Origin of the sequence: Citrobacter sp. EC_71, assembly GCF_019584005.1 — a bacterium.
In the GTDB taxonomy this organism is placed as follows: Bacteria; Pseudomonadota; Gammaproteobacteria; order Enterobacterales; family Enterobacteriaceae; genus Citrobacter; species Citrobacter werkmanii.
Map to the genome: position 1 here is coordinate 164,605 of NZ_VDAY01000005.1, position 23,091 is coordinate 187,695.

The 23,091-nt window shown below is 54.3% G+C and carries 20 protein-coding genes; 17 read left to right on the forward strand and 3 right to left on the reverse strand.

Annotated features, from left to right (window positions below; genetic code table 11):
- Position 1 precedes the first annotated feature (1 nt).
- From ftsI to mutT, 16 genes are all read left to right on the forward strand, one after another.
- A complete protein-coding gene (ftsI, locus tag FHD02_RS07275; RefSeq protein WP_038637202.1) occupies positions 2 to 1,768 on the forward strand; it encodes a peptidoglycan glycosyltransferase FtsI in 1,767 nt (588 codons plus the stop codon).
- Positions 1,755 to 3,242 (forward strand): UDP-N-acetylmuramoyl-L-alanyl-D-glutamate--2,6-diaminopimelate ligase, encoded by a 1,488-nt coding sequence (gene murE / locus FHD02_RS07280; protein WP_038637205.1) that lies wholly within the window; start codon positions 1,755 to 1,757, stop codon positions 3,240 to 3,242. Before ftsI ends, murE begins: the two co-directional genes overlap by 14 nt.
- Positions 3,239 to 4,597, forward strand: coding sequence for a UDP-N-acetylmuramoyl-tripeptide--D-alanyl-D-alanine ligase (gene murF / locus FHD02_RS07285; protein ID WP_220393766.1), 1,359 nt, complete (start codon positions 3,239 to 3,241; stop codon positions 4,595 to 4,597). The genes murE and murF overlap by 4 nt, the downstream gene beginning before the upstream one ends.
- Positions 4,591 to 5,673: a phospho-N-acetylmuramoyl-pentapeptide-transferase gene (gene mraY / locus FHD02_RS07290; protein WP_137360250.1), complete on the forward strand. Its 1,083-nt coding sequence runs from the start codon at positions 4,591 to 4,593 to the stop codon at positions 5,671 to 5,673. The genes murF and mraY overlap by 7 nt, the downstream gene beginning before the upstream one ends.
- 2 nt (positions 5,674 to 5,675) lie before the next feature.
- Positions 5,676 to 6,992: a UDP-N-acetylmuramoyl-L-alanine--D-glutamate ligase gene (gene murD / locus FHD02_RS07295; protein WP_137360251.1), complete on the forward strand. Its 1,317-nt coding sequence runs from the start codon at positions 5,676 to 5,678 to the stop codon at positions 6,990 to 6,992.
- Complete coding sequence (ftsW, locus tag FHD02_RS07300; RefSeq protein ID WP_079225510.1) at positions 6,992 to 8,236, forward strand: cell division protein FtsW; 1,245 nt, start codon at positions 6,992 to 6,994, stop codon at positions 8,234 to 8,236. The genes murD and ftsW overlap by 1 nt, the downstream gene beginning before the upstream one ends.
- Positions 8,233 to 9,300 carry an undecaprenyldiphospho-muramoylpentapeptide beta-N-acetylglucosaminyltransferase gene (murG, locus tag FHD02_RS07305; protein ID WP_042312327.1) on the forward strand — a complete coding sequence of 356 codons (1,068 nt, stop codon included), beginning with the start codon at positions 8,233 to 8,235 and terminating at the stop codon, positions 9,298 to 9,300. The genes ftsW and murG overlap by 4 nt, the downstream gene beginning before the upstream one ends.
- Positions 9,301 to 9,351: 51 nt before the next feature.
- Positions 9,352 to 10,827 (forward strand): UDP-N-acetylmuramate--L-alanine ligase, encoded by a 1,476-nt coding sequence (gene murC, locus FHD02_RS07310; RefSeq protein ID WP_220393767.1) that lies wholly within the window; start codon positions 9,352 to 9,354, stop codon positions 10,825 to 10,827.
- A complete protein-coding gene (locus tag FHD02_RS07315; protein ID WP_137360252.1) occupies positions 10,820 to 11,740 on the forward strand; it encodes a D-alanine--D-alanine ligase in 921 nt (306 codons plus the stop codon). Before murC ends, FHD02_RS07315 begins: the two co-directional genes overlap by 8 nt.
- Position 11,741: 1 nt before the next feature.
- Positions 11,742 to 12,575 (forward strand): cell division protein FtsQ, encoded by an 834-nt coding sequence (gene ftsQ / locus FHD02_RS07320; RefSeq protein ID WP_003018758.1) that lies wholly within the window; start codon positions 11,742 to 11,744, stop codon positions 12,573 to 12,575.
- The gene (gene ftsA, locus FHD02_RS07325) at positions 12,572 to 13,834 is read left to right on the forward strand and encodes a cell division protein FtsA (RefSeq protein ID WP_003018755.1); all 1,263 of its coding nucleotides are present in this window, start codon (positions 12,572 to 12,574) and stop codon (positions 13,832 to 13,834) included. The genes ftsQ and ftsA overlap by 4 nt, the downstream gene beginning before the upstream one ends.
- A 62-nt stretch (positions 13,835 to 13,896) precedes the next feature.
- Positions 13,897 to 15,048, forward strand: a complete 1,152-nt coding sequence (ftsZ, locus tag FHD02_RS07330) for a cell division protein FtsZ (protein ID WP_003018753.1) — start codon at positions 13,897 to 13,899, stop codon at positions 15,046 to 15,048.
- Between the two features lie 100 nt (positions 15,049 to 15,148).
- Positions 15,149 to 16,066, forward strand: a complete 918-nt coding sequence (gene lpxC, locus FHD02_RS07335; RefSeq protein WP_006686706.1) for a UDP-3-O-acyl-N-acetylglucosamine deacetylase — start codon at positions 15,149 to 15,151, stop codon at positions 16,064 to 16,066.
- Between the two features lie 281 nt (positions 16,067 to 16,347).
- Complete coding sequence (secM, locus tag FHD02_RS07340) at positions 16,348 to 16,854, forward strand: secA translation cis-regulator SecM (RefSeq protein ID WP_042312321.1); 507 nt, start codon at positions 16,348 to 16,350, stop codon at positions 16,852 to 16,854.
- A gap of 60 nt (positions 16,855 to 16,914) precedes the next feature.
- Complete coding sequence (gene secA, locus FHD02_RS07345; RefSeq protein WP_042312318.1) at positions 16,915 to 19,620, forward strand: preprotein translocase subunit SecA; 2,706 nt, start codon at positions 16,915 to 16,917, stop codon at positions 19,618 to 19,620.
- 56 nt (positions 19,621 to 19,676) lie between these two features.
- On the forward strand, positions 19,677 to 20,066 hold the full coding sequence (gene mutT / locus FHD02_RS07350) for an 8-oxo-dGTP diphosphatase MutT (RefSeq protein WP_042312636.1): 390 nt from the start codon (positions 19,677 to 19,679) through the stop codon (positions 20,064 to 20,066).
- A gap of 167 nt (positions 20,067 to 20,233) precedes the next feature.
- Here the strand turns inward: mutT and yacG are convergent, their stop codons facing one another.
- The 3 genes from yacG to coaE are packed head-to-tail and all read right to left on the reverse strand — an operon-like array spanning position 20,234 to position 21,801.
- Complete coding sequence (gene yacG / locus FHD02_RS07355; protein ID WP_003018740.1) at positions 20,234 to 20,428, reverse strand: DNA gyrase inhibitor YacG; 195 nt, start codon at positions 20,426 to 20,428, stop codon at positions 20,234 to 20,236.
- 9 nt (positions 20,429 to 20,437) lie between these two features.
- Positions 20,438 to 21,181, reverse strand: coding sequence for a cell division protein ZapD (gene zapD / locus FHD02_RS07360; protein ID WP_038637234.1), 744 nt, complete (start codon positions 21,179 to 21,181; stop codon positions 20,438 to 20,440).
- Positions 21,181 to 21,801, reverse strand: coding sequence for a dephospho-CoA kinase (gene coaE / locus FHD02_RS07365; RefSeq protein ID WP_220393768.1), 621 nt, complete (start codon positions 21,799 to 21,801; stop codon positions 21,181 to 21,183). Before coaE ends, zapD begins: the two co-directional genes overlap by 1 nt.
- 225 nt (positions 21,802 to 22,026) lie before the next feature.
- Between coaE and FHD02_RS07370 the strand changes: the two genes are divergently transcribed.
- Positions 22,027 to 23,070 carry a GMP reductase gene (locus tag FHD02_RS07370; protein ID WP_042312312.1) on the forward strand — a complete coding sequence of 348 codons (1,044 nt, stop codon included), beginning with the start codon at positions 22,027 to 22,029 and terminating at the stop codon, positions 23,068 to 23,070.
- Positions 23,071 to 23,091: the final 21 nt, after the last annotated feature.

The window sequence follows — 23,091 nt, forward strand, 5'->3', positions numbered from 1 at the left end:
CATGAAAGCAGCGGCAAAAACGCACAAACCAAAACGCCAGGAAGAACAAGCCAACTTTGTCAGTTGGCGTTTTGCGTTACTGTGCGGCTGTATTTTGCTGGCATTGGGTTTCCTGCTGGGGCGCGTTGCCTGGCTGCAAATTATTGCGCCGGATATGCTGGTGCGTCAGGGTGACATGCGTTCCCTGCGCGTCCAGGAAGTCTCCACATCGCGCGGGATGATTACCGACCGTTCCGGTCGTCCGCTGGCGGTGAGCGTTCCGGTGAAAGCGATTTGGGCCGACCCGAAAGAGGTGCATGACGCAGGCGGCGTGAGCGTTGGTGAACGCTGGAGAGCGCTGTCGACTGCGCTGAATCTCCCGCTCGACCAGCTGGCTTCCCGCATTAACGCCAACCCGAAAGGACGCTTTATCTATCTGGCGCGTCAGGTTAACCCTGACATGGCCGACTACATCAAAAAACTCAAGCTGCCGGGTATTCACCTGCGTGAAGAATCCCGTCGTTACTATCCTTCCGGAGAAGTGACCGCTCACCTCATTGGCTTTACTAACGTTGACAGCCAGGGGATTGAAGGCGTTGAGAAGAGCTTCGATAAGTGGCTCACCGGACAGCCGGGCGAACGTATCGTGCGTAAAGACCGCTATGGCCGCGTAATTGAAGATATTTCCTCTACTGACAGCCAGGCGGCGCACAACCTTGCGCTGAGCATTGATGAGCGTTTACAGGCGCTGGTCTACCGTGAACTGAATAATGCCGTCGCGTTCAACAAAGCGGAATCCGGCAGCGCCGTGCTGGTGGATGTCAACACCGGTGAAGTGCTGGCGATGGCCAACAGCCCGTCCTACAACCCCAATAATCTCTCCGGTACGCAAAAAGATGTCATGCGTAACCGTACCATTACCGACGTGTTTGAACCGGGTTCTACCGTCAAACCAATGGTGGTAATGACGGCGCTGCAGCGTGGAGTGGTACGCGAAAATACCGTACTCAATACGATTCCTTACCGAATTAATGGTCACGAAATCAAAGACGTGGCGCGTTATAGCGAATTGACCCTTACCGGGGTTTTGCAGAAGTCGAGTAACGTCGGTGTTTCTAAGCTGGCGTTAGCGATGCCGTCCTCAGCGTTAGTAGATACTTACTCACGTTTTGGGCTGGGAAAAGCGACCAATTTGGGGTTGGTCGGAGAACGCAGTGGCTTATATCCTCAAAAACAACGGTGGTCTGACATAGAGAGGGCCACCTTCTCTTTCGGCTATGGGCTAATGGTAACCCCGTTACAGTTAGCGCGAGTCTATGCAACGATCGGCAGTTATGGCGTTTATCGCCCGCTGTCGATTACCAAAGTTGACCCTCCTGTTCCGGGCGAGCGTATTTTCCCGGAAGCGACCGTTCGTACCGTGGTGCACATGATGGAAAGCGTAGCGCTGCCCGGAGGCGGCGGCGTGAAGGCGGCGATTAAAGGCTATCGCATCGCCATCAAAACCGGTACGGCGAAAAAAGTAGGGCCGGATGGTCGCTACATCAACAAATACATTGCTTATACCGCAGGCGTTGCGCCTGCGAGTCAGCCGCGCTTCGCGCTGGTTGTTGTTATCAACGATCCGCAGGCGGGTAAATATTACGGTGGCGCCGTTTCCGCGCCGGTCTTCGGTGCCATCATGGGCGGCGTACTACGCACCATGAACATCGAACCGGATGCGCTGGCAACGGGCGATAAAAGTGAATTTGTGAATAATCAAGGCGAGGCAACAGGTGGCAGATCGTAATTTGCGCGACCTTCTTGCTCCATGGGTGCCGGGTGCACCGGAGCGAGCACTGCGGGAGATGACGCTCGACAGCCGTGTGGCTGCATCGGGCGATCTCTTTGTCGCAGTATTGGGTCATCAGGCGGACGGGCGTCGGTATATCCCGCAGGCGATAGCGCAAGGTGTGGCTGCCATTATTGCAGAAGCAAAAGATGAAGCGACTGATGGTGAAATCCGTGAAATGCACGGCGTTCCGGTTATCTATCTCAGCCAGCTTAATGAGCGTTTATCTGCACTGGCGGGCCGTTTTTACCACGAGCCTTCTGAAAAAATGCGTCTGGTTGGCGTGACCGGGACCAACGGTAAAACGACCACTACTCAATTGCTGGCGCAGTGGAGCCAACTGCTGGGTGAAACCAGCGCGGTGATGGGAACCGTTGGCAATGGTCTGTTGGGCAAAGTGATCCCGACGGAAAATACCACCGGTTCAGCCGTTGATGTCCAGCATGTGCTGGCGGGACTGGTTGCACAGGGCGCCACGGTTGGCGCGATGGAAGTCTCTTCCCACGGTCTGGTTCAGCATCGCGTCGCGGCGCTGAAGTTTGCCGCATCAGTGTTTACTAACTTAAGCCGTGACCATCTCGACTACCACGGTGACATGGAACATTACGAAGCCGCGAAATGGCTGCTGTACTCCACGCACCATTGCGGTCAGGCCATCGTCAATGCGGATGATGAGGTCGGTCGTCGCTGGCTGGCCAAACTTCCGGATGCGGTGGCCGTTTCGATGGAAGACCACATCAACCCGAACTGTCATGGTCGTTGGTTAAAAGCCGTTGAGGTGAAGTATCACGACAGCGGGGCAACGATTCGCTTTACCTCCTCATGGGGGGAAGGCGAAATTGAAAGCCGCCTGATGGGCGCGTTTAACGTCAGCAATCTGCTGCTGGCGCTGGCAACGCTGCTGGCGCTGGGGTATCCGTTAGCTGATTTACTAAAAACAGCGACACAATTGCAACCGGTTTGCGGGCGTATGGAAGTGTTCAGCGCGCCCGGTAAAACCACCGTGGTGGTTGATTATGCCCATACGCCGGATGCGCTGGAAAAAGCGCTGCAGGCGGCGCGTCTGCACTGTACCGGCAAACTGTGGTGCGTCTTTGGCTGCGGTGGCGATCGTGACAAAGGCAAACGTCCGCTGATGGGCGCGATTGCCGAACAATTTGCTGATGTGGTCGTGGTGACCGATGACAACCCGCGTACCGAAGAGCCGCGCGCCATCATCAACGACATTCTGGCGGGGATGCTGGATGCCGGACAGGCGAAGGTGATGGAAGGTCGCGCCGAAGCAGTGACTAACGCCATCATGCAGGCGAAAGAAAACGACGTGGTGCTGGTGGCCGGGAAAGGGCACGAAGACTACCAGATCGTTGGTTCACAGCGTCTCGACTATTCTGACCGCGTCACGGCAGCGCGTCTGCTGGGGGTGATCGCATGATTAGCGTAACGCTCAGCCAACTGGCGGAAATCCTCTGTGGCGAACTAAAAGGGGGCGACCTGACCCTCGATGCAGTGACAACCGATACGCGTAAAGTGACGCCGGGCTGCCTGTTTGTGGCGCTGAAAGGCGAACGCTTTGATGCCCACGATTTTGCCGACAAGGCGAAAGACGGGGGAGCAGGCGCGCTGTTAGTCAGCCGTCCACTCAATATTGATTTACCGCAGGTTATTGTAAAAGACACCCGTCTGGCGTTCGGCGAACTGGCAGCGTGGGTTCGCGCCCAGGTTCCGGCGCGCGTGGTCGCGCTGACCGGCTCATCCGGCAAAACGTCTGTTAAAGAGATGACGGCATCCATTCTGAGCAAGTGTGGCAACACCCTATACACCGCGGGCAATCTGAACAACGACATCGGTGTACCGATGACGTTGCTGCGCTTAAACAACGATTACGACTATGCCGTGATTGAGCTCGGCGCCAATCATCAGGGCGAAATCGCCTGGACCGTTGGCCTGACGCGTCCGGAAGCGGCGCTGGTGAACAATCTTGCTGCTGCGCATCTGGAGGGTTTCGGCTCTCTGGCGGGCGTTGCGAAGGCTAAAGGTGAGATTTTTGGCGGTCTGTCAGCGAATGGCATCGCCATCATGAACGCTGATAACAACGACTGGCTGAACTGGCAGAGCATCATTGGCGATCGCAAAGTCTGGCGCTTCTCCCCGAATGCGGCCAACAGCGATTTTTCGGCGGCTGACGTTCACGTGACCTCGCACGGTACGGAGTTTTCGCTGCGCACGCCAACCGGAAGCATTGATGTTCTGCTGCCGTTGCCGGGTCGTCACAACATAGCTAACGCCCTGGCGGCGGCTGCGCTCTCTATGGCGGTAGGCGCGACGCCTGAGGCGATCAAAGCGGGCCTGAAGGATCTGCAAGCGGTACCGGGGCGTCTGTTCCCGATTCAACTCGCAGAAAATCAGCTGCTGTTGGACGACTCCTACAACGCTAACGTTGGTTCGATGACCGCAGCGGTACAGGTGCTGTCCGAAATGCCGGGCTACCGCGTGCTGGTGGTGGGCGATATGGCAGAGCTTGGCGCGGAAAGCGAAGCATGTCACGTACAGGTAGGTGTTGCTGCGAAAACCGCGGGCATCGACCGTGTACTGAGTACAGGGAAACTGAGTCAGGCAATTAGCGGCGCCAGTGGCGTGGGCGAGCATTTTGCGGATAAAACCGCGCTGGTCGCGCATCTCAAGGCGCTGATTGCAGAACATCAGATCATGACGATTTTAGTGAAGGGTTCACGTAGTGCCGCCATGGAAGAGGTAGTACGCGCATTACAGGAGAATGGGACATGTTAGTTTGGCTGGCCGAACATTTGGTCAAATATTATTCCGGCTTTAACGTCTTTTCCTATCTGACGTTTCGCGCCATCGTCAGCCTGCTGACCGCGCTGTTCATCTCTTTGTGGATGGGCCCGCGCATGATCGCCCGCCTGCAAAAAATGTCCTTTGGACAGGTCGTACGTAACGACGGTCCGGAATCACACTTCAGTAAACGCGGTACGCCGACCATGGGCGGGATTATGATCCTCACCGCGATTGTTATCTCCGTGCTGCTGTGGGCATACCCGTCGAACCCGTACGTTTGGTGCGTGCTGGTGGTATTGGTCGGTTACGGCATCATCGGTTTTGTCGATGACTACCGCAAAGTGGTACGCAAAGACACCAAAGGCCTGATTGCGCGCTGGAAATATTTCTGGATGTCGGTGATTGCTCTGGGCGTAGCCTTTGCGCTGTATCTCGCGGGCAAAGATACCCCGGCGACGGAACTGGTCGTGCCGTTCTTCAAAGACGTGTTGCCGCAATTGGGACTGTTCTACGTCCTGCTGGCGTACTTTGTGATTGTGGGTACTGGTAACGCGGTCAACCTCACCGATGGTCTGGATGGTCTGGCGATTATGCCGACCGTGTTCGTGGCTGCGGGTTTTGCGCTGGTGGCATGGGCGACCGGTAACATGAACTTTGCCAACTATCTGCACATTCCGTATTTACGCCATGCCGGTGAACTGGTGATCGTCTGTACGGCGATTGTCGGTGCAGGGTTAGGCTTCCTGTGGTTTAACACCTATCCGGCGCAGGTCTTCATGGGAGACGTCGGATCGTTGGCGCTGGGCGGCGCGCTGGGCATTATTGCTGTGCTGCTGCGTCAGGAATTCCTGCTGGTGATCATGGGCGGCGTATTTGTCGTAGAAACCCTGTCGGTCATTCTGCAGGTTGGCTCCTTTAAGCTGCGCGGACAGCGCATCTTCCGTATGGCGCCGATCCACCATCACTATGAACTGAAAGGCTGGCCGGAACCGCGCGTGATTGTGCGCTTCTGGATTATTTCGCTGATGCTGGTGCTGATTGGCCTGGCAACGCTGAAGGTACGTTAATCATGGCTGATTACCAGGGTAAAAAAGTCGTCATTATCGGTCTGGGTTTGACCGGGCTGTCCTGCGTGGATTTCTTCCTGGCGCGTGGCGTAACGCCGCGCGTGATGGATACCCGCGCGACGCCGCCGGGCCTGGATAAATTACCGGAAGCGGTTGAGCGTCATGTTGGCAGTCTGAATGATGACTGGCTGCTGGACGCCGATCTTATCGTCGCCAGCCCTGGTATTGCCCTGGCGCACCCTTCGCTGAGCGCTGCCGCCGATGCGGGGATTGAAATTGTCGGTGACATCGAGCTGTTCTGTCGCGAAGCGCAGGCGCCGATCGTTGCGATCACCGGTTCTAACGGTAAAAGCACCGTTACGACGTTGGTTGGCGAAATGGCGAAAGCGGCCGGTGTGAACGTGGGGGTGGGCGGTAACATTGGCCTGCCCGCGCTGATGCTGCTGGATGATGAGCGTGAGCTGTATGTTCTGGAACTGTCGAGCTTCCAACTGGAAACAACCTCCAGCTTACAGGCCGTAGCCGCCACTATTTTGAACGTCACCGAAGATCATATGGACAGGTATCCGTTTGGCTTGCAGCAGTATCGTGCGGCCAAACTGCGCATTTATGAGAATGCGAAAGTCTGCGTGGTCAATGCGGATGATGCGCTGACCATGCCGGTTCGTGGTGCCGATGAGCGTTGCGTGAGCTTTGGCGTCAACATGGGGGATTATCATCTTAATCGTCAGCAGGGCGAAACCTGGCTGCGGGTGAAGGGTGAAAAAGTTCTCAACGTGAAAGAGATGACGCTTACCGGCCAGCATAACTATACCAACGCTCTGGCAGCGCTGGCGCTGGCTGATGCTGCGGGTCTGCCGCGGGCGTCAAGCCTGAAAGCGCTGACCACCTTTACCGGACTGGCGCATCGTTTCCAGTTGGTACTGAATCATAACGGTGTGCGTTGGATCAACGATTCAAAAGCGACCAATGTCGGCAGTACCGAAGCGGCGCTGAATGGCCTGCACGTTGACGGTACGCTGCACCTGTTGTTGGGCGGCGACGGGAAATCCGCTGACTTTATGCCGCTGCAACGTTATCTGAACGGCGACAACATTCGTCTGTACTGCTTTGGCCGCGATGGCGCGCAGCTTGCCGCGCTGCGACCTGAGGTTGCGGAACAAACTGAAACCATGGAGCAGGCAATGCGTCTGCTCGCGCCGCGCGTGAAGCCCGGTGATATGGTGCTGCTGTCGCCCGCCTGTGCCAGCCTCGATCAGTTCAAGAATTTTGAGCAACGCGGTGACGTCTTTACGCGCCTGGCGAAGGAGTTGGGTTGATGCGTTTATCTCTCCCTCGTCTGAGAATGCCGCGCTTACCGGGACTGGGTGTCCTGGCGTGGATCTTTGCGGCACTTAAAGGCTGGGTGATGGCTTCGCGCGATAAAGACGCGGACAGCCTGATCATGTATGACCGCATGCTGCTGTGGCTGACCTTTGGTCTGGCGGCAATTGGTTTCATCATGGTGACATCGGCATCGATGCCGGTAGGACAACGTCTGGCGGGCGACCCCTTCCTGTTTGCCAAACGCGACGCGCTGTACATCTTCCTGGCGTTCTGTTTGGCGATGGTCACGCTGCGTTTGCCGATGGAGTTCTGGCAGAAGTACAGCACCACGATGCTCATCGCCTCGATCATCATGCTGCTGATCGTGCTGGTGGTGGGGAGCTCCGTTAACGGGGCATCGCGCTGGATTGCTCTGGGGCCGCTGCGTATTCAGCCTGCGGAATTTACCAAGCTGTCGCTGTTCTGTTATCTCGCCAACTACCTGGTACGCAAGGTGGATGAAGTTCGAAACAACCTGCGCGGCTTCCTGAAACCGATGGGCGTGATCCTGGTACTGGCCGTGCTGCTGCTGGCGCAGCCTGACCTCGGTACGGTGGTGGTGCTGTTTGTCACCACGCTGGCGATGCTGTTTCTTGCCGGCGCTAAATTATGGCAGTTCATTGCGATTATCGGCATGGGGATATCGGCGGTCGTGCTGCTGATCCTTGCCGAACCGTATCGTATTCGCCGCGTAACTTCTTTCTGGAATCCATGGGAAGATCCGTTCGGCAGCGGATACCAGCTGACGCAATCGCTAATGGCTTTTGGCCGCGGTGAGGTTTGGGGGCAGGGGTTAGGCAACTCAGTCCAAAAGCTGGAGTATTTGCCGGAAGCGCACACCGACTTCATCTTCGCCATCATTGGGGAAGAGCTGGGTTATATCGGTGTGGTATTGGCACTTTTAATGGTATTCTTCGTCGCTTTTCGCGCGATGTCGATTGGCCGTAAAGCGCTGGAAATTGACCACCGTTTTTCAGGCTTTTTAGCCTGCTCCATCGGGATCTGGTTTAGCTTCCAGGCGCTGGTAAACGTCGGCGCGGCGGCAGGTATGCTGCCAACCAAAGGTCTGACGCTGCCGTTAATCAGCTATGGTGGTTCCAGTTTGTTGATAATGTCGACGGCCATCATGTTTTTGTTACGTATAGATTATGAAACGCGTCTGGAAAAAGCCCAGGCGTTTACACGAGGTGCACGATGAGTGGTCAACCGAAGCGGTTAATGGTGATGGCAGGCGGTACCGGCGGGCATGTGTTCCCGGGGCTGGCGGTCGCGCACCATTTAATGGCCCAGGGCTGGCAGGTTCGTTGGCTGGGCACCGCCGATCGTATGGAAGCGGACTTAGTGCCGAAGCATGGCATTGAAATTGACTTTATTCGCATCTCCGGTCTGCGTGGCAAAGGCGTTAACGCACTACTTGCCGCACCCGTGCGTATTTTTAACGCCTGGCGTCAGGCGCGCGCCATCATGAAGCAATTCAAGCCTGATGTGGTGCTCGGTATGGGCGGCTACGTGTCAGGTCCTGGCGGTTTAGCTGCATGGTCATTAGGTATTCCGGTCGTACTGCATGAACAGAACGGCATTGCGGGATTAACCAATAAATGGCTGGCAAAGATTGCAACGAAGGTTATGCAGGCTTTCCCTGGCGCTTTCCCGAATGCGGACGTGGTCGGGAACCCAGTACGCACGGACGTGCTGGCACTGCCATTACCCGAAGCGCGTCTGGCTGGACGTGAAGGCCCGGTTCGTGTGCTGGTGGTTGGTGGTTCTCAGGGCGCACGCGTCCTCAACCAGACGATGCCGCAGGTTGCCGCAAAGCTTGGCGAGGCGGTGACTATCTGGCACCAGAGCGGTAAGGGCGCGCAGCAGACCGTTGAACACGCTTATGCCGAGGCGGGACAACCGCAGCATAAGGTCACTGAGTTTATTGATGATATGGCCGCCGCTTATGCGTGGGCGGATGTTGTCGTGTGCCGTTCCGGCGCGCTGACGGTGAGTGAGATTGCCGCCGCAGGCTTGCCTGCGCTGTTTGTGCCGTTCCAGCACAAAGACAGACAGCAGTACTGGAATGCGTTGCCGCTGGAAAAAGCGGGCGCCGCCAAAATTTTAGAGCAACCACAGTTTACTGTGGACGCCGTCGCCAGCACCCTTGCCGGGTGGTCGCGAGAAACTTTATTAACCATGGCAGAACGTGCGCGCGCCGCATCCATACCGGATGCCACCGAACGCGTTGCAAATGAAGTGAGCCGGGCTGCCCGGGCGTAATTGTGGTGATGCCTTTTGCATCGCATGAACTAAGAAGTTAATGGCTAAAGAATGAATACACAACAACTGGCAAAACTGCGTTCCATCGTGCCCGAAATGCGTCGCGTTCGGCACATTCACTTTGTCGGCATCGGTGGTGCTGGTATGGGCGGTATTGCCGAAGTTTTGGCCAATGAAGGTTATCAGATCAGCGGTTCTGACTTAGCGCCAAATCCGGTGACGCAGCAGTTGACGAATCTCGGCGCCACGATTTTCTTCAACCATCGCCCTGAAAACGTGCGCGATGCGAGCGTGGTGGTGGTCTCCAGCGCTATTTCTGCGGATAACCCGGAAATTGTTGCGGCGCATGAAGCGCGTATTCCAGTGATCCGCCGTGCTGAGATGCTGGCGGAGTTAATGCGTTTTCGTCACGGCATCGCCATTGCCGGGACGCACGGTAAAACCACGACCACAGCGATGGTCTCCAGTATTTACGCGGAAGCGGGGCTGGATCCGACTTTTGTTAACGGTGGTCTGGTGAAGGCTGCTGGCGTCCATGCGCGCCTGGGTCATAGCCGTTATTTGATTGCCGAAGCGGACGAGAGCGACGCGTCGTTCCTGCATTTGCAGCCGATGGTGGCGGTTGTCACCAATATCGAAGCCGACCATATGGATACCTACCATGGCGACTTCGAAAATTTAAAGCAGACGTTTATTAATTTCCTGCATAACTTGCCGTTTTATGGTCGTGCGGTGATGTGCGTTGACGATCCGGTGATCCGCGAACTGTTACCGCGAGTTGGCCGTCAAACCACAACCTATGGTTTCAGTGATGATGCCGATGTGCGCGTTGAGGATTACCAGCAGATCGGCCCGCAGGGGCACTTCACGCTGGTGCGTCAGGGGATGGCCGATCTACGCGTGACGTTAAACGCGCCGGGCCGCCACAATGCGCTGAACGCCGCGGCTGCGGTGGCTGTCGCAACGGAAGAAGGTATTGAAGACGACGCGATCCTGCGCGCGCTGGAAAGTTTCCAGGGTACCGGACGTCGTTTTGACTTCCTCGGCGAATTCCCACTTGAGCCGGTTAACGGTAAAGCCGGGACCGCGATGCTGGTTGATGATTACGGCCATCACCCAACGGAAGTGGACGCCACAATTAAAGCTGCACGCGCAGGCTGGCCGGACAAAAATCTGGTGATGCTGTTCCAGCCGCATCGGTATACGCGCACTCGCGATTTGTATGACGACTTTGCCAACGTGCTGACTCAGGTTGATACGCTGTTGATGCTGGATGTATACGCCGCGGGCGAAGCCGCCATTCCGGGCGCTGACAGCCGCTCGCTGTGCCGTACTATTCGTGGTCGCGGTAAGATCGATCCTATTCTGGTATCCGATCCGGCCCTGGTGGCAGAAATGTTGGCACCGGTATTAACCGGCAACGATCTGATTTTGGTGCAAGGCGCTGGAAATATCGGCAAAATTGCGCGTTCCTTAGCTGAAATCAAACTGAAGCCGCAAAATCCGGAGGAAGAACAACATGGCTGATAAAATCGCGGTCCTGTCAGGAGGTACCTCCGCAGAGCGAGAAGTGTCGCTGAATTCCGGCGCGGCCGTATTGGCAGGGTTACGCGAAGGTGGTGTCGATGCCCATCCGGTTGACCCGAAAGAGGTTGATGTCACTCTTCTGAAATCAATGGGTTTTCAGAAGGTGTTTATTGCGCTGCATGGACGTGGTGGTGAAGATGGTACGCTGCAGGGCATGCTGGAGCAGATCGGTCTGCCGTATACCGGCAGCGGCGTCATGGCTTCCGCGATCTCAATGGACAAACTGCGTAGCAAGCTGCTGTGGCAGGGCGCAGGTTTACCCGTCGCGCCATGGGTTGCGTTGACCTGCGCTGAGTTCGAAAAAGGTCTTAGCAATGAGATAGTTGCAAAAATCTCTGCGTTAGGTTTGCCGCTGATTGTGAAGCCAAGCCGTGAAGGCTCCAGCGTAGGGATGTCAAAAGTTGAAGAAGAAAATGCTTTGCAGGGTGCATTAGCATTGGCTTTTCAGCATGATGAAGAAGTACTGATTGAAAAATGGCTCAGTGGCCCGGAATTTACCGTTGCGATACTCGGCGAAGAAATTTTACCGTCAATACGTATCCAACCCGCGGGAACCTTCTATGATTATGAGGCGAAGTATCTCTCTGATGAGACACAATATTTCTGCCCTGCAGGTCTGGAAGTCGAGCAAGAGGCCAGATTACAGGATTTAGTCCTGAAAGCGTGGACCGCCCTGGGCTGTAAAGGTTGGGGGCGCATTGACGTCATGCTGGACAGCGATGGCCAGTTTTATCTGCTGGAAGCCAATACCTCTCCGGGTATGACCAGCCACAGCCTGGTGCCGATGGCGGCGCGTCAGGCGGGTCTGAGCTTCTCGCAGTTGGTGGTAAGAATTCTGGAGTTGGCGGACTGATATGTCGCAGGCTGCGCTGAACACGCGAAACGGTGATGAAGAAGAAGTAAACTCCTCACGCCGCAATAATGGAACGCGTCTTGCAGGAATACTGTTCCTGCTGACAGTGCTGTGCACCGTGTTTGTCAGCGGCTGGGTAGTGTTGGGATGGATGGAAGATGCGCAGCGTTTGCCGTTGTCAAAACTGGTGTTAACCGGCGAACGGCATTACACGCGCAATGATGATATCCGTCAGTCCATTCTGGCGCTGGGCGCGCCGGGAACCTTTATGACGCAGGATGTAAACATCATCCAGAGTCAGATTGAACGCCTCCCGTGGATTAAACAGGCGAGCGTCAGAAAGCAATGGCCTGATGAATTGAAGATTCATCTGGTTGAATATGTGCCAATTGCGCGTTGGAATGACCAGCACATGGTGGATGCCGAAGGCAATACGTTCAGCGTCCCAACCGGTCGGGCCAATAAGCAGGTATTACCCATGTTGTACGGACCGGAAGGCAGCGCAAGTGAAGTGCTGCAAGGGTTCCGCGATATGGGGCAGGTGCTGGCTAAGGATAGATTCACCCTGAAGGAAGCGGCGATGACCGCGCGTCGTTCCTGGCAGTTGACGCTGAATAACGATATTAAGCTCAATCTGGGCAGGGGCGATACGATAAAACGTTTGGCTCGCTTTGTGGAACTCTACCCGGTTTTACAGCAGCAGGCGCAAACCGATGGCAAACGGATTAGCTACGTTGATTTGCGTTATGACTCAGGAGCGGCAGTAGGCTGGGTTCCCTTGCCTCCTGAGGAATCTAATCAGCAACAGAATCAGGCACAGGCAGAACAACAATGATCAAGGCGACGGACAGAAAACTGGTAGTTGGACTGGAGATTGGCACCGCGAAGGTAGCCGCTTTAGTAGGGGAAGTTCTGCCCGACGGTATGGTCAATATCATTGGCGTGGGCAGTTGCCCATCGCGAGGTATGGATAAAGGCGGGGTGAATGACCTTGAGTCAGTGGTGAAATGCGTACAGCGCGCCATTGACCAGGCTGAGCTGATGGCAGATTGCCAGATATCCTCGGTATATCTGGCGCTTTCCGGCAAACATATTAGCTGTCAGAATGAAATTGGTATGGTGCCCATTTCCGAAGAGGAAGTGACACAGGAAGATGTGGAAAACGTCGTACATACGGCAAAATCCGTACGCGTGCGCGATGAACATCGTGTTCTGCACGTTATTCCGCAGGAATACGCCATTGACTACCAGGAAGGTATTAAAAATCCGGTCGGTCTTTCCGGCGTACGCATGCAGGCAAAAGTGCATCTTATTACCTGCCATAACGACATGGCGAAGAATATTGTCAAAGCCGTTGAACGTTGTGGTCTGAAAGTTGACCAACTGATTTTCGCCGGACTGGCAGCCAGTTATTCCGTGTTGACGGAAGATGAACGTGAACTGGGTGTCTGCGTGGTAGATATTGGTGGTGGTACAATGGACATCGCCGTTTATACTGGCGGGGCGTTGCGCCATACCAAAGTGATCCCTTATGCAGGGAATGTGGTGACCAGCGATATCGCGTATGCCTTCGGTACGCCGCCGAGCGATGCCGAAGCCATCAAAGTTCGTCATGGCTGCGCGCTGGGCTCCATCGTCGGTAAAGACGAGAGCGTTGAGGTGCCAAGCGTGGGCGGCCGTCCGCCACGTAGCCTGCAGCGTCAGACTTTGGCAGAGGTCATTGAGCCGCGTTATACCGAGCTGCTCAACCTGGTCAACGAAGAAATTTTGCAATTACAAGAACAGCTTCGCCAGCAGGGTGTGAAACATCATCTGGCGGCGGGGATTGTGTTAACCGGCGGCGCAGCGCAAATTGAAGGTCTTGCGGCCTGCGCACAGCGCGTGTTCCATACGCAAGTCCGTATTGGCGCACCGCTGAATATTACCGGTCTGACGGATTATGCCCAGGAGCCGTACTATTCCACGGCGGTGGGGCTGCTTCACTACGGGAAAGAATCCCATTTAAGTGGTGAGGCTGAAGTTGAAAAACGCGTAACGGCGTCAGTTGGCTCGTGGATTAAACGACTCAATAGCTGGCTGCGAAAAGAGTTTTAATTTTTAAAGAGACCGACGCACATTAAAGGTCTCAGGCGACAGGCACAACGGAGAGAGAAACTATGTTTGAACCTATGGAACTAACCAATGACGCGGTGATTAAAGTCATCGGCGTCGGCGGCGGCGGCGGTAATGCCGTTGAACACATGGTGCGCGAGCGCATCGAAGGTGTTGAATTCTTCGCGGTGAATACCGACGCTCAGGCGTTGCGTAAAACGGCGGTTGGACAGACCATTCAGATTGGTAGCGGCATCACCAAAGGTCTGGGCGCGGGTGCAAACCCGGAAGTCGGTCGTAATGCGGCAGACGAAGATCGTGAAGCTCTGCGTGCAGCGCTTGACGGCGCAGACATGGTGTTTATTGCAGCAGGTATGGGCGGCGGTACCGGAACCGGTGCAGCGCCAGTGGTTGCTGAAGTAGCAAAAGATTTAGGTATCCTGACTGTTGCTGTCGTGACTAAGCCTTTCAACTTTGAAGGCAAGAAGCGTATGGCATTCGCTGAGCAGGGTATCACCGAGCTGTCCAAACACGTGGACTCTCTGATCACTATCCCGAACGACAAACTGCTGAAAGTGCTGGGCCGTGGTATCTCCCTGCTGGATGCGTTTGGCGCAGCGAACGATGTGCTGAAAGGCGCAGTCCAGGGTATCGCTGAACTGATTACGCGTCCGGGCCTGATGAACGTCGACTTTGCAGACGTGCGCACCGTGATGTCCGAAATGGGCTACGCGATGATGGGCTCCGGCGTGGCAAGCGGTGAAGACCGTGCGGAAGAAGCGGCTGAAATGGCAATCTCTTCCCCGCTGCTGGAAGATATCGATCTGTCCGGCGCGCGCGGCGTGTTGGTCAACATTACTGCGGGCTTCGACCTGCGTCTGGATGAGTTCGAAACCGTCGGTAACACCATCCGTGCCTTTGCATCGGATAACGCGACCGTGGTTATCGGTACCTCTCTGGACCCGGATATGAACGACGAACTGCGCGTGACCGTTGTTGCCACTGGAATTGGTATGGACAAGCGTCCTGAAATCACTCTGGTAACCAACAAGCAGGTTCAGCAACCGGTAATGGATCGTTACCAGCAACACGGTATGGCGCCGTTGACGCAAGAGCAAAAACCGGTTGCGAAAGTGGTGAACGACAATACGCCGCAAACCACTAAAGAGCCGGATTATCTGGATATCCCTGCGTTCCTGCGTAAGCAAGCTGATTAAGAATTAGCTGGAATTTGGGAATTGTGGCTCTTTGTGCTAAACTGGCCCACCGAATGTATAGTACACTTCGGTTGGATAGGTAATTTGGCGAGATTATACGATGATCAAACAAAGGACTCTTAAACGTATCGTTCAGGCGACTGGCGTCGGTTTGCATACCGGCAAAAAAGTCACCCTGACATTACGCCCTGCGCCGGCCAACACCGGGGTCATCTATCGTCGCACCGACTTGAATCCTCCGGTAGATTTCCCGGCCGATGCCAAATCTGTGCGTGATACCATGCTCTGTACGTGTCTGGTCAATGAGCATGATGTACGGATTTCAACCGTTGAGCACCTTAACGCTGCTCTGGCGGGCTTAGGTATCGATAACATCGTTATTGAAGTTAACGCCCCGGAAATCCCGATCATGGATGGCAGTGCCGCTCCGTTCGTTTATCTGCTGCTTGATGCGGGTATTGAAGAACTGAGCAGCGCCAAAAAATTTGTTCGCATCAAAGAGACCGTTCGTGTCGAAGATGGCGATAAGTGGGCTGAGTTTAAGCCGTATAATGGTTTCACGTTGGATTTCACCATCGACTTTAACCATCCGGCAATCGACTCCAGCACGCAGCGCTACGCGATGAACTTCTCTGCGGATGCGTTCATGCGCCAGATCAGCCGCGCGCGTACTTTCGGCTTCATGCGTGATATCGAATATCTGCAGTCCCGCGGCCTGTGCCTGGGCGGCAGCTTCGATTGTGCCATCGTTGTTGACGATTATCGCGTATTGAACGAAGACGGCCTGCGTTTTGAAGACGAATTCGTTCGTCACAAAATGCTCGACGCAATTGGTGACTTGTTCATGTGTGGTCACAACATTATTGGTGCATTCACCGCGTATAAATCCGGTCATGCATTGAATAACAAACTGTTGCAGGCGGTCCTGGCGAAACAGGAAGCCTGGGAATATGTGACCTTCCAGGACGATGCAGAACTGCCGTTGGCGTTCAAAGCACCTTCGACCGTACTGGCATAACGATATACGTTGTCGCATAAATTCGACTGGTTAATCTGGCACTCTCTCCGGCCAGGTGAACCAGTCGTTTTTTATTTTCCGATTGCAAACCACCTTCCCTGAAGCGACTTTCTCCCCACCGGCCGAGTAAAATAGCGTTCGATCGCTGCTTTCTTAAGCATATTTACCCGCGACTTGCGTCATTACTGCTGTGGTGCGAACGCATTAATGGTAATATTTGTGCGCAAAAAATGGTTTTGCATATGTAACCCCAAACGCAGGGTATATCAGGTGGCAATAACGTGAGTGGAATACTGACGCGCTGGCGACAGTTAGGCAGACGGTACTTCTGGCCGCATCTCCTGTTGGGGATGGTCGCGGCTAGTTTTGGCCTGCCCGCGCTCGGTAATGCTGCTGAACCTAATACCCCCGCGAAGGCGACCGCCAGCAATCACGATCAAGGCGCTAAAGTTAACTTTAACCAGCTTGCTTTGCTGGAAGCGACCAATCGCCGCCCGAATTTTACCGTCGACTACTGGCATCAGCATGCTATTCGTACGGTTATTCGCCATCTTTCTTTTGCTATGGCTCCTCAGGCGCTGCCCGTTGCCGAAGAGCCGTTGCCAATCCAGGCGCACCATCTTGCGTTATTGAATACGCTCAGCGCGATGCTGACGCAAGAAGGCACTCCGCCCGCGACAGTAAGTCGCGTGACATACGCACACTTTACCTCTCAGGCCGCGTTTAGCGTTCCGGTCTGGATCAGCCAGCTGCAGGGTATCCGCGCTGGCCCTCAACGCCTCAGCTAAAAAAGAACCTTCCAACTTATAATTTTTGACTCCGCACTGCGGGGCGTTTGAGATTTTATTATGCTAATCAAATTATTAACAAAAGTATTCGGTAGCCGTAACGAACGTACGCTGCGTCGTATGCGTAAAGTGGTCAATGTCATCAACGCAATGGAACCGGAGATGGAAAAACTCTCCGATGATGAGCTGAAAGCGAAGACCGCTGAATTCCGTGCCCGTCTGGAAAAAGGCGCCAGCGTTGAGAGCCTGATCCCGGAAGCGTTCGCGGTGGTCCGCGAAGCGAGTAAGCGTGTGTTCGGCATGCGCCACTTCGATGTTCAGCTGCTGGGCGGTATGGTCCTGAACGACCGCTGCATCGCGGAAATGCGTACCGGTGAAGGTAAAACCCTGACCGCAACGCTGCCGGCGTACCTGAACGCGTTAAGTGGCAAAGGCGTACACGTGGTTACCGTGAACGACTACCTGGCTCAGCGTGACGCTGAAAATAACCGCCCACTGTTTGAATTCCTCGGCATGACCGTGGGTATCAACATGTCTGGCCTGCCAGCACCAGCCAAGCGTGAAGCCTACAACGCTGATATTACTTACGGTACCAACAACGAATACGGCTTTGACTACCTGCGTGACAACATGGCGTTTAGCCCGGAAGAGCGCGTTCAGCGTAAACTGCACTATGCATTGGTCGATGAAGTCGACTCCATCTTGATCGATGAAGCGCGTACGCCGCTGATCATTTCCGGTCCGGCTGAAGACAGCTCGGAAATGTATAAAAAAGTGAACAAAATCATTCCGCACCTGATCCGTCAGGAGAAGGAAGATTCCGACACTTTCCAGGGCGAAGGTCACTTCTCCGTAGATGAGAAGGCACGCCAGGTTAACCTGACCGAACGTGGTCTGGTGCTGATTGAAGAACTGCTGGTGAACGAAGGCATTATGGATGAGGGCGAGTCGCTGTACTCTCCGGGCAACATTATGCTGATGCACCACGTGACTGCCGCACTGCGCGCGCACGTGCTGTTTACCCGTGACGTCGACTACATCGTGAAAGATGGCGAAGTTATCATCGTCGACGAACACACTGGTCGTACGATGCAGGGGCGTCGCTGGTCCGATGGCCTGCACCAGGCTGTTGAAGCGAAAGAAGGGGTGGAGATCCAGAACGAAAACCAGACGCTGGCATCCATTACCTTCCAGAACTACTTCCGTTTGTACGAAAAACTGGCCGGTATGACCGGTACTGCAGACACTGAAGCGTTTGAATTCAGCTCCATCTACAAACTGGATACCGTGGTCGTTCCGACCAACCGTCCGATGATCCGTAAGGATTTACCGGATCTGGTGTACATGACCGAAGCGGAAAAAATTCAGGCGATTATTGAAGATATTAAAGAGCGTACCGCAAATGGCCAGCCGGTGCTGGTGGGTACTATCTCCATTGAAAAATCGGAAGTGGTCTCTAACGAGCTGACCAAAGCGGGTATCAAGCACAACGTACTGAACGCCAAGTTCCACGCCAGCGAAGCGGATATCGTTGCTCAGGCGGGTTATCCGTCAGCCGTAACTATTGCGACAAACATGGCGGGTCGTGGTACCGATATCGTGTTGGGTGGTAGCTGGCAGGCGGAAGTTGCCGAGCTGGAAGACCCAACTCCGGAACAGATTGCCCAGATCAAAGCTGACTGGCAGGTTCGTCATGACGCGGTGTTAGCGGCCGGTGGTTTACATATTATCGGTACTGAGCGCCATGAATCTCGTCGTATCGATAACCAGCTGCGCGGCCGTTCCGGTCGTCAGGGGGATGCGGGTTCGTCTCGTTTCTACCTGTCGATGGAAGATGCGCTGATGCGTATTTTTGCCTCTGACCGCGTGTCCGGCATGATGCGTAAACTGGGTATGAAGCCGGGTGAAGCGATTGAACACCCGTGGGTGACGAAAGCGATTGCAAACGCGCAGCGTAAAGTGGAAAGCCGCAACTTCGATATTCGTAAGCAACTGCTGGAATATGATGACGTTGCAAACGACCAGCGACGTGCAATCTACACCCAGCGTAACGAACTGCTGGACGTCTCTGACGTTAGCGAAACCATTAACAGTATCCGCGAAGACGTCTTCAAAGCGACGATTGATGCCTATATTCCGCCGCAGTCTCTGGAAGAAATGTGGGATATTCCTGGTCTGCAGGAGCGCCTGAAAAACGACTTCGATCTGGATATGCCGATTTCAGAGTGGCTGGATAAAGAACCTGAGCTGCACGAAGAAACGCTGCGTGAACGTATTCTGGCAAACGCGGTGGAAGTTTATCAGCGCAAAGAAGAAGTTGTGGGCGCAGAGATGATGCGTCACTTCGAAAAAGGCGTGATGCTGCAAACGCTCGACTCGCTGTGGAAAGAGCACCTTGCGGCAATGGATTACCTGCGTCAGGGTATCCATCTGCGTGGTTATGCGCAAAAAGATCCGAAGCAGGAATATAAGCGCGAATCCTTCTCTATGTTTGCATCAATGCTGGAATCACTGAAGTATGAAGTGATCAGTACCCTGAGCAAAGTTCAGGTACGTATGCCAGAAGAAGTAGAAGCGATGGAGCAGCAGCGTCGTGAAGAAGCTGAGCGTTTAGCGCAGATGCAGCAGTTGAGCCATAAAGGTGACGATTCCGCCGCAGCAGAAGAGCTGGCAGCACAAACCGGCGATCGTAAAGTGGGTCGTAACGATCCGTGCCCTTGCGGTTCCGGCAAGAAATACAAACAGTGTCATGGTCGTCTGAGCTAAGAAAATAACTTATTGAAAAGGCGCAGACTTCTGCGCCTTTTTTATGGACGATGAAAATGAAAATACTACAGATCGCCGTCGGGATTATTCGTAACCAGCACAATGAAATTTTTATCACCCAGCGTGCGGCGGATGCCCATATGGCAAATAAGCTGGAATTCCCCGGCGGGAAAATTGAAGCGGGTGAAACGCCAGAGCAGGCGCTGATTCGCGAACTACAGGAAGAAGTTGGGATCACACCGACTCAGAATTCATTGTTCGAAAAGCTGGAGTATCAGTTTCCGGACCGGCACATCACGCTATGGTTCTGGCTGGTTGAGAGCTGGGAAGGCGAACCGTGGGGCAAAGAGGGACAACCGGCGCAGTGGATTGTGCAAGATGCTCTGAATGTGGAGGACTTCCCGCCCGCGAATGCGCCGGTAATTGAAAAGCTAATTGCGGGCTAATGGTGTTCGTAGGCCGGATAAGGCAATGCCACATCCGGCCAATTATGGCGGGGGCGCTACGCTTGCCCGCCCTACGTTTTCGTTCGTAGGCCTGATAAGCGCAGCGCCATCAGGCAAAACAACATACAACGCCGGATGCGGCGTTGCCTTCTCCCGTTTTGGCAGAGTTATTTCTGCTCTTCACTCCAGTCGTCGCTTTCCGACAGATCGCCAGAGCTTGGGATACGTTTCTCTTCTGCGGCCCACTCTCCCAGATCGATTAACTGGCAGCGTTTGCTGCAGAATGGGCGAAATGGACTGACTTCAGCCCACACCACGGGTTTGCCGCAGGTTGGGCAGTTGACGATGGTTTGTTCAGACATGTTGACTCCTTAACAGCACGCCAGATCAAAATCGAGACGCTCAGGCACCTGGCCATTCTCGCTATCCAGCGGCATAAAACGAATGGCAAAACGGCTCTTATGACCAGAAATTTGCGGATAAAGCTGCGAATCCAGCGGCAGCTGCAAGCGCAGCAAATCGGCATCTTCGCCGTTATCCTGGTAAAAACCATTCAGGCTGGTTTGTTTACGAAACGGCGCCGAGTTACGAATTAAATCCAGCACCAGCGACAACGCCTGGTTGAGCGGATTCAGGCTGGCAAGCCAGGTTTCAACCTGCGCGTCGCGTTGCGGCTGCGGTAAATGTAACCAGATATGCAGGGTGGGAAGATCGAAACTGCAGCATCCGCCAGGAATGCTTAAACGCTGACGCACGAGGCCAATCAGACGATCTTCACGCAGCGTTTGTCCAATGCGTGGGGCCGAAATCAGAATGCTGCCCGCGCTTTTTAACTGTTGGCGCAATGCGTCGATTCTGCTTTGATCGACGCCGGGAACTTCAACCCAGGCCTGGAGTTTACGCTGTTGTCGTTCAAGTTCTTTCAGGAGTTCGGTTCGGACTTCACCGCGTTCAAAGACATCCAGTAAGTCGCCGATATTACGGAAAAAATGCAGCGCCCCTGCATGGTCTGCAATAGGTAAATTAACGGAGAGCTGTTGGATCAAAAACTCTATGCGCAGCCATGTACGCATCTTCTCATTGAGAGGGTGTTCAAAAAGGACCTGGGTGTGCATTACGGTTTTTCCTGTGAGACAAACTGCAACGCGCATTGCAAATAGAGCGCGTGCAGGCGGGCGACATCCGAGGCGATGGCTTCCGGTGCGCCATTATTATCAATAACATCGTCTGCCACGGCCAGACGCGCTTCACGCGTTGCCTGGGCAGCAAGAATTTGTTCAACATGCTCGCGCGTCACATCATCACGCTGCATGGTTCGTCTGAGCTGGGTCTCAGGGGTGACATCCACCACCAGCACGCGGTTGGCTTTTTTATACAGCGAATTCTCTACCAGCAATGGGACAACCCATAACAGATAGGGCGAGGTCGCTTGATCAAACTGACGCTGTGTTTCCTGCTGAATAAGCGGATGGAGCAGCGCATTTAGCCAGCTTTTTTCCTCAGGATTGGAAAAAATACGTTCGCGTAAAATGCGTCGCTGTAGCGACCCGTCAGCGGCTATCACGTCGGAACCAAAATGTTCTTTAATCGCCATGAGGGCAGGCTTACCTGGTTCAACCACCTGACGCGCAATGATATCTGCATCAATCACGTTTATTCCGAGGTCAGCGAACGCATTTGCAACGGTGCTTTTACCACTGCCAATGCCGCCGGTTAAGGCTACTGTATACCTCATAGATGCAGATCCTGGAGTTTAAGTTTGATTATCAAACAGTTAAAAGTTAAGCGCGTGAAGGCGAGGCTACTGCAGGATTAACCTACTATTCGCCAGGTAAATTTATGGGATTGTAGCGTAAAAAAAGAGAATTTCGCAGTCTTGCGCGGCATTGATTAGTGCGTATGATAGCGTCACTGGAGTTGTGAGTTTCGATTTTTCGCCATTAACCCCAGGAATCCGCACATGCGTATCGAAGAAGATCTGAAGTTAGGTTTCAAAGACGTTCTTATCCGCCCTAAGCGTTCTACTCTCAAAAGCCGTTCCGATGTTGAGCTGGAACGTCAATTTACCTTTAAGCATTCAGGTCAGACCTGGTCCGGCGTACCGATTATCGCTGCGAACATGGACACTGTCGGGACGTTTGCCATGGCAAAGGCTCTGGCATCTTTCGACATCCTGACGGCTGTGCACAAACACTATTCTGTTGAAGACTGGTCTGCTTTTATCGCAGAGACTTCTACCGATGTGCTCAAGCATGTGATGGTTTCAACCGGCACCTCTGACGCTGATTTCGAAAAAACCAAACAGATTCTGGCGCTCAACCCGGCGCTGAACTTTATCTGCATTGATGTGGCAAATGGCTACTCAGAGCATTTTGTTCAGTTTGTCTCAAAAGCGCGTGAAGCATGGCCGACGAAAACGATCTGTGCGGGCAATGTAGTTACCGGCGAAATGTGTGAAGAGCTGGTGCTTTCCGGTGCGGACATTGTCAAAGTCGGTATTGGGCCAGGTTCTGTATGTACCACGCGTGTAAAAACCGGCGTTGGCTATCCGCAGCTTTCAGCAGTGATTGAATGTGCCGATGCAGCCCACGGTCTGGGCGGTATGATTGTCAGCGACGGTGGCTGCACAATGCCGGGTGACGTGGCAAAAGCGTTCGGCGGCGGTGCGGACTTCGTTATGCTCGGCGGGATGCTGGCCGGTCATGAAGAAAGTGGCGGCAAAATTGTTGAAGAGAACGGTGAGAAATTCATGCTGTTCTACGGTATGAGCTCTGAATCTGCCATGACGCGTCACGTAGGTGGTGTTGCACAGTACCGCGCCGCAGAAGGTAAAACCGTTAAGCTGCCGCTGCGTGGTCCGGTTGATAATACCGCTCGCGATATCCTCGGCGGCCTGCGTTCAGCCTGTACTTATGTCGGTGCATCTCGTCTGAAAGAGCTGACCAAACGTACAACGTTTATTCGTGTACAGGAACAAGAAAACCGCGTTTTCAATAGTCTGTAACATGATCAAGCTGGCGTGTGG